This window comes from Parabacteroides sp. Marseille-P3160 (assembly GCF_900162725.1).
Lineage (GTDB): Bacteria > Bacteroidota > Bacteroidia > Bacteroidales > Tannerellaceae > Marseille-P3160.
The window spans coordinates 2,702,753-2,714,726 of the sequence record NZ_LT799418.1; the positions used below are offsets into that span (position 1 = coordinate 2,702,753).

General features: G+C 36.0%; 12 protein-coding genes. All 12 read right to left on the reverse strand.

Annotated features, from left to right (window positions below):
* Window positions 1–1,902 carry an O-antigen ligase family protein gene (locus tag BQ8014_RS10680; protein WP_080904322.1) on the reverse strand — a complete coding sequence of 634 codons (1,902 nt, stop codon included), beginning with the start codon at window positions 1,900–1,902 and terminating at the stop codon, window positions 1–3.
* Between the two features lies 1 nt (window position 1,903).
* Window positions 1,904–2,806, reverse strand: a complete 903-nt coding sequence (lepB, locus tag BQ8014_RS10685) for a signal peptidase I (protein WP_080904323.1) — start codon at window positions 2,804–2,806, stop codon at window positions 1,904–1,906.
* Window positions 2,807–3,392: 586 nt separating this feature from the next.
* On the reverse strand, window positions 3,393–3,935 hold the full coding sequence (locus BQ8014_RS10690; protein ID WP_080904324.1) for a TolB-like 6-bladed beta-propeller domain-containing protein: 543 nt from the start codon (window positions 3,933–3,935) through the stop codon (window positions 3,393–3,395).
* 138 nt (window positions 3,936–4,073) lie between these two features.
* The gene (locus BQ8014_RS10695) at window positions 4,074–4,802 is read right to left on the reverse strand and encodes an AAA family ATPase (RefSeq protein ID WP_080904325.1); all 729 of its coding nucleotides are present in this window, start codon (window positions 4,800–4,802) and stop codon (window positions 4,074–4,076) included.
* 54 nt (window positions 4,803–4,856) lie between these two features.
* Window positions 4,857–5,198 (reverse strand): hypothetical protein, encoded by a 342-nt coding sequence (locus tag BQ8014_RS10700; RefSeq protein WP_080904326.1) that lies wholly within the window; start codon window positions 5,196–5,198, stop codon window positions 4,857–4,859.
* 430 nt (window positions 5,199–5,628) lie between these two features.
* Window positions 5,629–6,249, reverse strand: coding sequence for a hypothetical protein (locus tag BQ8014_RS10710; RefSeq protein WP_080904328.1), 621 nt, complete (start codon window positions 6,247–6,249; stop codon window positions 5,629–5,631).
* Window positions 6,250–6,255: 6 nt separating this feature from the next.
* On the reverse strand, window positions 6,256–7,260 hold the full coding sequence (locus BQ8014_RS10715) for a BF3164 family lipoprotein (RefSeq protein ID WP_160150074.1): 1,005 nt from the start codon (window positions 7,258–7,260) through the stop codon (window positions 6,256–6,258).
* A gap of 276 nt (window positions 7,261–7,536) precedes the next feature.
* A complete protein-coding gene (locus BQ8014_RS10720) occupies window positions 7,537–7,815 on the reverse strand; it encodes an NVEALA domain-containing protein (protein WP_080904330.1) in 279 nt (92 codons plus the stop codon).
* 402 nt (window positions 7,816–8,217) lie between these two features.
* On the reverse strand, window positions 8,218–8,316 hold the full coding sequence (locus tag BQ8014_RS20050) for a DUF1573 domain-containing protein (protein WP_080904331.1): 99 nt from the start codon (window positions 8,314–8,316) through the stop codon (window positions 8,218–8,220).
* Window positions 8,317–8,326: 10 nt separating this feature from the next.
* The gene (locus BQ8014_RS10730) at window positions 8,327–8,755 is read right to left on the reverse strand and encodes a 6-bladed beta-propeller (RefSeq protein WP_080904332.1); all 429 of its coding nucleotides are present in this window, start codon (window positions 8,753–8,755) and stop codon (window positions 8,327–8,329) included.
* 55 nt (window positions 8,756–8,810) lie between these two features.
* The gene (locus BQ8014_RS10735; protein ID WP_080904333.1) at window positions 8,811–10,775 is read right to left on the reverse strand and encodes a discoidin domain-containing protein; all 1,965 of its coding nucleotides are present in this window, start codon (window positions 10,773–10,775) and stop codon (window positions 8,811–8,813) included.
* A 133-nt stretch (window positions 10,776–10,908) separates the two neighbouring features.
* Entirely contained in the window at window positions 10,909–11,940 is a 1,032-nt protein-coding gene (locus tag BQ8014_RS10740) for a 6-bladed beta-propeller (protein WP_080904334.1), read from the reverse strand.
* Window positions 11,941–11,974 lie beyond the last annotated feature (34 nt).

Sequence of the window (11,974 nt, forward strand, 5' to 3'; positions counted from 1 at the left end):
TCAAAATAGAATGGTATTTCTCGTTTCTTCCAAATATTTTCTCATTTCATCTTTCATTTCCTTTACGGCCGGGGAATCGACTTTCACCTCTTTCCCGAGTACTTCTGCAGCCATTTGCTGCGCCTTCTCCCGGTTTTCTGTTTGCATATACATCTTGGCCAATAGATAATAAGGATATAGACGGTGGGGCACAAGATTCATGGCATTATAATAAGACGCTTCCGCTTCTCTGTATTTCCCCATTGCCTGGTAATTTTTTCCTATCATATTATAGATCATCGGATCGCAACTGATCCGGGTGCATTCAATGAATATCCGGTTACTCCCTTCGTAACGGCCGGTCTTCGACAAACTTTGCCCTTCTTCAAACAGGAAATCAACTTGATCCTGAAGATAGGGGTGCAGTCTCTCGTATATTTTAAAACTCTTTTTAAACGCATGGGCATGATACAACGCCCTTGCCTGGTTCCACTCTTTATAGGCTCGATAGGTCGGATACCGGTTGTAGAGGCAGAAAGCTGTCATTCCTGTAAAGAGAATCAATAGGAAGAGAACTCCCGCCGTATTCAGGCGCCTGCGCGTCTGGAACGGATGGAGATAAAAGCGCTCCAAATCCTGGAAATAAGTAATGTCATGTTCCTGTGAAATACCTAAGGCCATCAGGAAAACAAACGCAATCACAAAAGGCAACAGATTGAAGGGATAGGAAAAGAAAGCAAAAACCAGCAATGCCAGGAGTCCTCCCACAGCAGCGCCCCGCCTCCTCTTGATTCCTGCGCACACGGCCCAGATGATCATAATGAAAAAGGCAATGGACGGAAATAAGCCGTGTTCGATATAGATATGCAGGTATTCGTTGAAAGCATACTCCGGATTCCCTGCGAGCTGCTTCTCCCGCTCGCTTGCCTGTCCCGATTGGAAATATCGAATCTGTTCCTCTCCGTAAGTGCCGGCAAAACGGCCTATGCCGCATCCAAAAGAATACTTGTCAGTGACTTTCATCGATATTTTCCATATCAAAGCCCTGCCGTCGGCTGAATCCTCCTTTAAATGATAGATGCCGGATAAGCCGGCTGCTCCCGCGAGCAGCAAAACAGTTGTAATCCCAAGGATTTTCAGTTTATGCCTTTGGATAAAAGCCCAGGCGCTTTCCGGAGTGTATTTAATTTGTATATAGTAAAGAAGAAGCGCCGCCAGGCAGCCGACGAACGCAGCGATCCATGCCGCCCGGCTCTGGGTGGCGGGAAGAATGAGAAACGTCCCGAGCAAAACGGCCGAAGCGATGCTCGTACGAATATAAAACGGAAGATAGTGACGGTTGAATTTCCCTTTAAATAAATGCCATTCCCTAAGGATATAAAAGAGTGCAACGGGAGCAACGACAGCCAGGTATCCGGCGTAGGGCCCCGGATTGAATAACGACCCTGTTGTCTTGAAAAGGTTGTGCTGCGAATGGCTGAAGCCATACAACTGCCCCAATCCCCAGACGATCTCTATCAATCCGGTCGCCAGGAAGCATAAAGTCAATACATAGGCATTCCTTTTGCTTTGGGACAGGAAAAGACGGAATAGAAAATAAAGGACAAATAGCAGGGAGAATAAAATCATCCTGGTAGAGAAATTGAAAGGATATGTTCTCCACAAAAAGTAATTATTGGCCATACTGAATAAATAAAAAAGCGTCAACAGGAAATCGACCGGCGAAAACCGGACTTTCTTATGGTTTATCGCATAAGAAACGACCATTGCAACCAGGCTAAGTCCCATGGAGAGGTAAAACCAGAAATATTTACCGGAAACTACCCCGTTCGGCAAGTCGGGGGCGATTACCAAAACCGTACTTAATACCATGATAAAGGGTACCAGGCAGAGAATATTGAGTGTTAATAGTAGTTTTTTCATCTTATTTCATTGTCTTAAAAAATCGATTGAACCTGAATTTCCCGGAATCCGGATCCCAGGATTTCCATATAAGAAAAGCTTTCCCGATGATATGGTCTTCGGGTAATAGCCCCCAGTAACGGGAGTCGCGTGAGTCCGGCACCCAATCGCCACACATGAAATAGTAATTCTGCCGGAAAAGATAGCGGTCGATCTGTTTCCCGTCTAAAAGGACGGTTCCTCCCGCGAAGGTGATCTCTTTTTTCGTTTCATATTCGATCAGGTTTTTATAAAGCCGGATCGTTGCGCTATCGACCGGCAGGAGGTCATTTTGCCGGGGAATGTACAGCGGTCCGAAGTTTTTTATATTCCAGGAATAGCGGATCGTATCATAAGGAAAGGTATGGTATATGCCTCCTATTTTCTGCAATTCTTCTTCTTTGAGTTCCGAAAGAGCCGCTTGGTTAGCATATGAACCTAAGGTCTCCGAACAGCCGGCGACTTTGTAAAAACCATTTTGAATATAGAACGTATCTCCGGGAATAGCGACACAACGTTTCACATAATACTGTCCGAGATTCATCTTGATTTTATCCCAGGAACCAGCATAAGGGAAGTTGAAAACCAGGATATCGTTTCTCCGGATCGGACGATAGCCTTTCAGACGCTTTGTCTTGACGCCATCTTTCAAATTCAGGCTCGTTAATATCCGCGGCCCCGGAATCAATTTATTGACAAGGATAAAATCTCCCGGCAATATAGTAGGTTCCATAGAAGCCGAAGGTATCTTAAAGGAAGCAATGAGGAAGATCCTGAGCAGTATCACAAACAAAACCGTACCTATCCCCAACAAAAGATAGCAGCCGAAATATTTCAGGATCTTCACTGCTTTTACGTATTTTCCAGTCTGTTTTTGTCCATTCATTTTTATTGTTTTTTGTTCGGGTAAATGGAATGGCCTATTCTATGATTCACCATATTAAGTAACTGTTTAAATTTCCAAAAGCATTTTAAGAAAGACAATTTCGTTATTTGTTTGTCCTGTTTTTGTGTATTTGCTCCCTTTGCTCAGTTCAAATAGCCCGCTTCCTCACTTCACAAATGAATCAACTCTCCTAAAAACAGAGCTAAGCAAATGAACGAGTAAAATTTAAATAGCTACTAAACATTTATCTTTTTTTCCCTTAGTAACAAATAAACAAATAATAAACGGGTAATAGGTGGAAAAAATCAACTCAATTCTTACTCAATTCTTACACGCTTTCAACCCCTACATTTATTCAACCATCCCGCTTACTTTTAATGCGAGCGACTGCTCTTTCACGTCATTACCACCACAGAGCAAACTCGCATTTAAACTCCTGTTATGTTCGGCGGAAGCTGGAGCTTTCGCCGGCGATAAAAGCGAGGCTCCCGCCTCGCAATGATTCTCCTTTTTTGATAGTCAAAGCAGGATCTTTGCTTCCAACACGACGGAATGAGGACGTGGCTGTTGCCCAACAATCTTCCAGTTAGTTCAGCTTATATATTAGTAGAAAATTCTCATAATTATTATTGAAACCATATATAAATTGGTTCTTCTCATCGACTTCAAAAAGAAAAGGTATGATATCAAAGTCATATTTTATAATAGGATTTCCATCGTAATCATATACTTCTATTATGCAATCATGATTATTTTCCGCTTTATTTCCCTGATATAGGGCATAGAAATATTTTTCTTTTGCTATAATTGATATGTATTGATATATACTGTTCTCAAAATCACCGACTGCAATACCTTCCAATTGAGACTTTCCTATAATTCGCTTTTTCAATTTCAAATCACTGATGTTATAAATATCGATCTGTTTTTTGAATACATAAGAATAAACGATAAAGGAATCATTCGCAGCAACTAAACCTCGATCTGAATAAAAAAAAGATTCCTTGTGATCATCCGTTTTTATTTTGATTTTATCAATTTCCCTATGATTAAACAGATCATATTTTTTTATAGAAAACTCATCAGGTATGGCACTATAAATTAAAATAGAATCATGTACTACATGCATTTGATTGAATGATTCATAAATTGAAAGATTAAATTCTTAATTTATCAATAAATTCCCTGAATCATCCACTGATATTTGTCATTTGGTCATAGATGGTTGATTTAGGCGAGTATATATATCATTCACAACATATAAACCTTAGAGCAATCCTAAGTCGGCAATCATTTTTTTGTGATTATTTATAAAGTATTTCATCAACATATACTGTTCTGTTTTTTCGTAGGCTGCCAATTGTAGTCCCTGATCTGTAACACAATAAATGTCAGCATCAGGATAAGCCATTAATATTGGTGAATGAGTTGCAATTATAAATTGTGAATCTTTATCAACTAAATTCTTCATCATAACTAATAGCGTTAGTTGGCTGTTAATTGACAAGGCTGATTCCGGCTCATCAAAGATATACAACCCCTTTCCTGAAAATCTATTTTTAACTAATGCTAAAAAACTTTCGCCATGTGAGCATTCATGTAGTGAACCACCATAATACAAATCACGTTTGTATTTATCAAGTTGAAAAACCTTATCGATTTCAGTAGCCACATTGTAAAAACTTTCTGTTCTAAGAAAGAAGCCATCCTTTTCTCGATACGCTGATCTTACCAACCTTAAATCGTTAAATAAACAGGAATGAGATTCTTGTGTATTAAAATTAAAATTGCGAGTTCCACCTTCAGGATTCAATCCTGAATTTATCGCAATAGCTTCAATCAAAGTAGATTTACCCGAACCGTTTTCTCCTATGATAAAGGTTACACTTTTACGAAACTCCAACTCCCTTAAATTTGCTATTGAAGGAATATTATATGGATATATATTCCTTCCTTCAACAGGTTTAACGTTCTTTACTTGATTTATATATATCATTATGTCTATTTAAAATCCCCTATCTTTGCTTTATTTCTAAAGATAGGGGTTTTGCTAGATTAATCCTTCGTTTTTTAATTCTTCTTTGAGGATTAAGAATCTTTCAAGAGTTTTTTTGTCTGCTTCTTCTTTTGTTGTTCCAAAATATTCGTGGAAATCGAAAATTTTCAAAGGTGCAGAAGTTTTTTCTATCTGTTTTAGCGTTATTTCAATCGAATCATTCAAATATAAATTTTCTTTTACCCAGTTAACTATATTATTTGTCAGCGGGTCGTAAAGCCCTACATTTATGTACATATCCTCTTCTTCACTTGTACTCTTTCGTGATATAATAAAGCTAGCTTCAAAAGGTAAATACAAAATTTTATCTCTAATTTTCAGTTCAAATCCCAGCATGTTATTTTTCTTTTTCTATTAATCCTTCCTTTTCCAAATAGTTTTTTATCCCTCTATATTCTATTAATTTATTTTTTAATAAGTTTCTTTCGTTGGGTTCTAATTTAATTACCTCTGCAACTTGATTTACGTTAATTACTTTGATTGTTATTTTATCATTTTCGTTTATTTGAGACTCAAACCAAGTTATATGCTGATTTGTATTGTTATCTAATCCTTGAAAATCTAAACGAATAGAATCTTCAATGTTTCATGAAAGATTCAATTGTACCAATATATATCTAATTCATCAGATCGGAGTAATGCATATAAGTATTTGTCATCAGGGCTTACATAGATGTTGATTTCATTTAAGCGTAGGGCTATATATAATCCTTTCTGGTTGACAAATAGGAAGGTTGATATATACTCGTATTCGGGAAATAATGTTTCATTCAATGTTTTTTCTTCCTTCTGTTTTGACAACTATTGAAAATGAATCCAGTATATCTTCTATTATTGATGGCGTTCCTGAAACATGGTATTGCTTTTCCCTTAAACAGACATTTACACAATGAACAATATTCCTATTCTTTTGCATTAAATAGAAATCACGGTACTTTACGATGCTTCCATCCATTTCTTTGCTGTTTTTTATCAGAACTAATCTTCTTTGCCTGGCTTTTCCTTTTAGATCGATTTTTTTTAGTATTGCAATATTGGGCGAGTTCAATTTAGAGAGGCTTAATTCTTCCACGTCTTTTACAGAAAGAGGATTGCCGTCCGTTCTTTGATAACTTTGTATGTCTAAACTTATAGTATGAAAACGATCTTCGAGACTTCTTATGGGAGTGGACCAAGCCAGATAATATAAATGAAAGAACTTTATCTCCCGCTCACCCGGGATGGTTCCATCTCCCGGCATTCCTTTCATGGGTTCCCACTGTAAAGGTAATTCAATAGAATATAAAGAATTAATTATTTTTCTCTTTTTGTTATTGCCGTTATCATTTGTAAAGGAAAAAATAAAAAAAAGAAGAATCGAAAGAAGAATGTATTGTTTGCTTTTCATGATAGCTTAGTTTTTAAGTAGGGGGATATCGTAAATGTAAAATTCATCCTCAATAGAATTGTTGAGCGCATATATTTTGTTATACTTCTCGCTTATCGCCATTAAAGATATTTTTCTATCAAATCGATAAGTGGCAATAGGCCTTCCTTCCCAATCCCATACTTGTAATTCAGAAGCGACGGGAGCATCCGGATCGTTGCCTTTGCTATTTGCACAAAGGACATAAATATAATTTCTGATTGTCTGTGGTTGACCGATATAATATACCGGTTGATTTTTTACTTCTTCCTCAAAGTTTGTGGCATAAGGTTTTACCCGGACATCAATATCATGCAGTAAGTTCGCAGAGTAATCATATATCCTCCAACGTTTAAATCTGCCATAAAAGGCTGAAAACTTTCTGCCATTCGGATGGACAACGCAAGTTTTAATGTAGGTAACAAAAACAGGAGGAGCCATCGGATTATCTGTCGTTACCGGAACCCATTGAGGATACTCTCCAATCTTTACAATTAATTTTTTCTTCTTGTTGAAAAGGCAATATTCATTCGATTCCCCGATATTACCCAAGGTTAAATACATGCTGTCTGCTAAATGATAAAACCCATTGTTTGGAGCATAATCATCAAAAATTCTCTCTGAGTTCACTACCGATAAACGATTGTTTTCAAATATGACGGTTTTGAGGATATTGCTTCCTGACTCCAATACGTTAAAGCCATTCTTCAAGACATGGAAACTGCGTGTGTCTAAAAGTCCAAAATCATCTGGCCCCTGACCACGATTGCCTCCATCACCCATATATGTACAATCGGGAAGATTGAAAACGGCAAACAACTCGGCTTCCTTTTCTTTATATACATATAATTTATCATTTGCAATAAGCATTGCTCGAGGCAAGAAGATAGGAGCAGGCATTTTTTGTACTTTTGCGATTAATTCTCCGCTCTTCTCAAATTTCGAAACAACAATTGTACCCTCTTTGCTATCGGAACATCCACCCAATATCAACGCCAACAAAAATATAAATCCATTTTTTTTTAATCCGTGTCATAATTAAATCTTATTATTTCTTGCCCATTGGTTCAATCTCAATTAATATAAGAATTTGCCCTTTTGAAAAATCCACTATCTTTTCGCTTATTGACAAAATAGGTTTGTTAAATGTAGCATCTTCATTTTGCAGCATGCTATTCTTTCTTTAATAGAATCATGGAACAAACATGCTGCAAATTTATTAATCCCAACAATATACCTTTCCTATCAGAAAGATATAATGCTATCACGTTAATGTCTACAGATACTTGGATTCCAAACACTTACAGCGCTGCTGGTATAACAATCAAAACAACGTATATAAGTAAAAAACAAGCCAGAGGAATAATCATCATAACTATTTATAAAACAGGTCCAGCCATCTCCGGTCCATTCACCAGAGGCTAATGCTTCGATATTTGCCAAAGCAATGCCAGACAACTTATTTTCCTGTGAGCTTAAATTTATATTAAATGTGGCTACTGCAGCTATTGCCAATATGACGATACCGTCAAAAATTTTCTTTTTCATGACTAAATAAATTTGATAATTAATAATTCCTTTGGTTCCGTATTTATCGTTTCAACGGAACGAAATCCAACAGGATTTCAAAATTTAATTTCTACTTTTGCCAGGCAAACCTCCTTTCTTTTTAGGAGGCAGCGGGGGCGAGAGGTATTGTCTCGGTTTGCAGCGTTGACAATGTTCCGCCCCTTTTCCCTTAGTAATTTTTAGTAAATAAACAAATAATAAATGGGTAATAGATCTAAAAAAATAAAATCAATTCTTGCTCAATCCTTACTTAATCTCGATCTCTTTCATTGATCGACCATCCCGCTGATTTTTTTTTAATACGACCGACTGCTCTTTTGTGTTACAATAGACCGTGACGGTCTTCTCGAAGAATCCAGTCTGTTCCGGCGAAACCTTTACCTATATTTCTGTCCAACGTTGCGGGGAAATCGGCTGCTTGTCCCAGAGAGGTACCGTACAGCCGCAGGAAACGTCCACACGGGCTATGACCAAAGACATTTATTCTGTGCTATTTTTTTAATGATATGCGATTTAGTGAATCCTTTCCGAAAAAGACAAATTGGTTCTCGATATTTAATCCAATATATTTTTTTTCTATCAGACTTATTTTTTTAGATGCTAAGTCTTTATAACTAACCTGATCTGGAGTAGTATGTGAGCATGAGCATATACTAATTGTAAATAAATCTCCCATCAATACGAATAATAAGGTATCTTGATTCAATACATGAACTTCATTATATGCTATTATATCATTGGGTAGTTGTACTTTTCTGATGAAACTTCCATCTAAACAGGAACTTAGTATTTCACCAAAAAGCACCCAAATTAATATTTCTATGCTGGAGGGATCAATATTAAAATCTTCCATATATGTATATTCCTGAGGTCCTTGTCCTTCTTTGTGATACCTTAAATAAATATTGCCCATTTTCATTAAAACAAAATAATGTCTGAAGTTCCTTGTCAATAAATCGTGTATTCTCCTCTTTTTATAAGAAAATCGATTTTCCTTTTTCCATTGTAAATGGACGTTCCTGATTTCCTCCCGTATGGTTCTTTAGATAAAATAAACCGCCATCGAACGCATTCTCATATCTTAAAGAGTCGGCAGAAGCTATTTGATAACCCAATGACTTCCAACCCTCCCGATCACTTATAAATAATTCATATTTATTTCCCCTTTTGATATAATTATCATTATTTCGGGGAGAATAAATGATTTGACTTATCATAAAAGGTTGTCCAAGGTCCATGCCCGTCCATCCATCATCCGAAGTGTTGTGATCAAAGGACGTTTCCGTTGTTCCGTCAAAAGCATTGGTATATTCATGTGACCCGTCGTTTTGCCAACATCCGGGTGTCCCAATAACTTTTCCTTTTAAGAGAAGAGTATCAGAGAAAAATTGGATCTCCGATACATTGCAATTACTAAGCTTAGGGCCTTTATATCGTACATACCGATAGGCTTTGTCTGAAAAGACATCGACATTATGAAACAAACGATACGGTCTGTTCTTAATTATATGGAGTGTGTCTGGATTTTCAAAGGTTGGATTATCAGCGCCTTCAAATACGCCTCCTATCATTCGATCCCTGAATTCATTCTCACTTTCCAATGAATATTTTGAGTACAAAACCAATGTATCAGCCTTTATTCCTTGCGTATATACTTTTATTTCTTTTGTTTGGTTATGCATCGTGAACGGATCCGTTATATAGGTGAATTGATTATTCTCATATTGCGCCACCCGGAAGGTACATCCGGCTTCAACATCTTTGAACAGGATTGCCCCTTTTTTATAAATATCGGTCCAAGCAACAGGTACCCAGCTTAATCTACATGGCGTACACAAATAAAAAACGGCGTTAGAAATAAATTTATCTTTATAGATCATGCTTTTGGGAATAGATAAGTCCATCAATCCATTAGAATATAAAGGAGTAACATCATAAAATCGGTAGTTGTATTTGGTATATGTAGCCGGGATTGATTCTGTTTTTCTTGAAAGTCTATTATAATCGATGGAATTTCTTGAAAAAGTTTTGCGATATACTTTGGATTTTATTGAACGATGATTTAGTTCCGTACCCGAGATATAAGCGGCATCTCCCAAATAATCGATTGTATAATATTCATGCTTGTTATTTTTTAAAGAAACCCAGGAATGACCGATGTTCTGATCTCCCCTGATAGGCATATAGTCTATTGAGCAAGGGATACCCACAGATCTTAACAAAAAAACTACAAACTGATTCATATTATCGCAAGAACCAGTTAAGTTTTTTGCTGTGTAAGCATCCAAACTCGGATAGCCGGGAGGGTTTTTCGTTGTGAATTTTTTTGGCCACATTTCCTCTAAGATCCTATGCCTTAAAATTATAGAGACCTCAATAGGATCTTTTATATCTAAATTTTCAATAAACGGACTGTATTCTTCTAAATAATTTTTTCTCCAATAGGTTAATTTTTCGTTTCCTATTCGATAAGGTAAAATATTTTCACAGAAATCTTCAAAAGAAACATCTTTGCACCACGGCTTTTCCATCCATACCTTAAAAGCCAAATCAATATTCTCACATAGATAGGCCGAATCGATCTCTTCAATATCTTGTTTCATTTCGAGGTATGAACGATTGAAAGGCCCATATACATTCGATAAGGAATCCAGAATTTCTACAGGTTGGCTTGAACTTTCACCCAACAGTTTAAAATACTCCGCATATTTTTCCAAATATTCTCCTTCATAATAATAATATCCCGGCATATTTTCTATCAGAAAACAGGCTGCCTTGTATTTTAAAGAATCTACCGGATTTATACGATAACGTTCCAATACTTTTTCAAGTTCTTTACGGTTATCTCCGGCGATCTCCAATGCCTGTTCCAATTCGGAGGGTTTGGAACAGGCCAGGAATAAAGAAAAAGAGAGTAATAAAAAACAAAGATATTTCATCTAATTTTAATTATGTTTTAATTAAAAATATAATAATAAAGTGAATCCCTTTTACTCTGATAAATAGATAAAATGGAATCTGTTTTTGCCAAGATCGGAGGAAAGAGGTATTAGTTTTTTGTATGAACGACAATTAGATTATTCCGTCGAGAGAAAAATAAGCGAACTGGATTTCATCTTTCACACTCAATATGATTCTATTGTTTTTTTCATCGTAACAATAATCGCTTATCTTATATCCTACATCTATCGTTTTAATATAGTTGCCATTGATGTCAAAAACAAAAAATATAGTTGGATAATAATCATCAGGGTGTCGATCTTCCTTTCCTGAATAAATTGCCAATATTTTATCTTTACAGAATGAAACTTTATTATAATGATAAGTTCTTTTTATGGGATTGCTCTCCCAATTAGGTCCATAGATAGTATACTTCAATTCTCCGTTTAAATTACAAATGGTCATTAAATCATAATAGGAATAACACTCAACATAAATATCATAATCCTCAGATACATCAAAGACAACACGCTTTTTCTTTATATCCGGATGTTCATACTTCATTGGTTCTAATTTTTCAGTATTCATATTCCATCTTGCAATGGATTGTTTATAATCACCTGTTCCTATTGGTTCTATAACCAAACCTATAGATAGAGTATCGTTTATATATTTATATTTACTGGGAAATTGTGATTTATTCATTACCATTTTTACCTGGGGCAAATAGGAAGGATTATTTAAAACACTATCTAAGTCATAACTAAATATCCTCTGTTTTCCGTGATCTGAAACATAAAATGATCGATTAGATTCGTTTATCGCGATGTGCCCGATATTTGTAATCTCACCTGGGGCTTGCCCAAAATCACATATACTTGTAATGAACTTGAAGTTATTTCTGTCAAAAATATGAATGAGTTTATTATCTATTGATTTAGAGCTAATCAATAAATAATTGTCGATTAAATATAATCGTGAAACGGAACCAATCATAACATCTTCTTCATTTATTCTTATTGTTTTGACTTGCTCCCGGACATGAATAACCTTATCCCGCTTACCCTGATGTTTTTCAGTTTGGGTATTATGAGAGCAACCCCAAGCAATAAAAAAAAAGACTATGCACAATAAATTATTTACAAATAAATATTTTCTTTTCATATCATTTCTTTTTTATGAAAAAATGCTGTTTTTA